Origin of the sequence: Chitinivorax sp. PXF-14 (genome assembly GCF_040812015.1) — a bacterium.
GTDB lineage: Bacteria > Pseudomonadota > Gammaproteobacteria > Burkholderiales > SCOH01 > JBFNXJ01.
This window is the reverse complement of sequence record NZ_JBFNXJ010000040.1, coordinates 1-911: the sequence shown is the minus strand read 5'-3', so window position 1 is coordinate 911 and position 911 is coordinate 1. Positions and strand designations below refer to the sequence as shown.

Here is a 911-nt window from a genome sequence, read left to right as displayed (position 1 = left end):
TTCAGGAGATCGGAAGACCTCGGCCGTCGCGGCGCTTGCCGGTGGTGCTGACCCCGGATGAAGTGGTTCGCATCCTCGGTTTTCTGGAAGGCGAGCATCGTTTGTTCGCCCAGCTTCTGTATGGAACGGGCATGCGGATCAGTGAGGGTTTGCAACTGCGGGTCAAGGATCTGGATTTCGATCACGGCACGATCATCGTGCGGGAGGGCAAGGGCTCCAAGGATCGGGCCTTGATGTTACCCGAGAGCTTGGCACCCAGCCTGCGCGAGCAGCTGTCGCGTGCACGGGCATGGTGGCTGAAGGACCAGGCCGAGGGCCGCAGCGGCGTTGCGCTTCCCGACGCCCTTGAGCGGAAGTATCCGCGCGCCGGGCATTCCTGGCCGTGGTTCTGGGTTTTTGCGCAGCACACGCATTCGACCGATCCACGGAGCGGTGTCGTGCGTCGCCATCACATGTATGACCAGACCTTTCAGCGCGCCTTCAAACGTGCCGTAGAACAAGCAGGCATCACGAAGCCCGCCACACCGCACACCCTCCGCCACTCGTTCGCGACGGCCTTGCTCCGCAGCGGTTACGACATTCGAACCGTGCAGGATCTGCTCGGCCATTCCGACGTCTCTACGACGATGATTTACACGCATGTGCTGAAAGTTGGCGGTGCCGGAGTGCGCTCACCGCTTGATGCGCTGCCGCCCCTCACTAGTGAGAGGTAGGGCAGCGCAAGTCAATCCTGGCGGATTCACTACCCCTGCGCGAAGGCCATCGGTGCCGCATCGAACGGCCGGTTGCGGAAAGTCCTCCCTGCGTCCGCTGATGGCCGGCAGCAGCCCGTCGTTGCCTGATGGATCCAACCCCTCCGCTGCTATAGTGCAGTCGGCTTCTGACGTTCAGTGCAGCCGTCTTCTGAAAAC

Annotated in this window: 1 protein-coding gene; it reads left to right on the top strand. The window is 62.3% G+C overall.

Annotation, left to right across the window (positions count from 1 at the left end; translation table 11 throughout):
• Window positions 1-713 (top strand): class 1 integron integrase IntI1 (gene intI1 / locus ABWL39_RS20830; RefSeq protein WP_070094719.1); only part of this gene is annotated, 713 nt, incomplete at its 5' end.
• Window positions 714-911 lie beyond the last annotated feature (198 nt).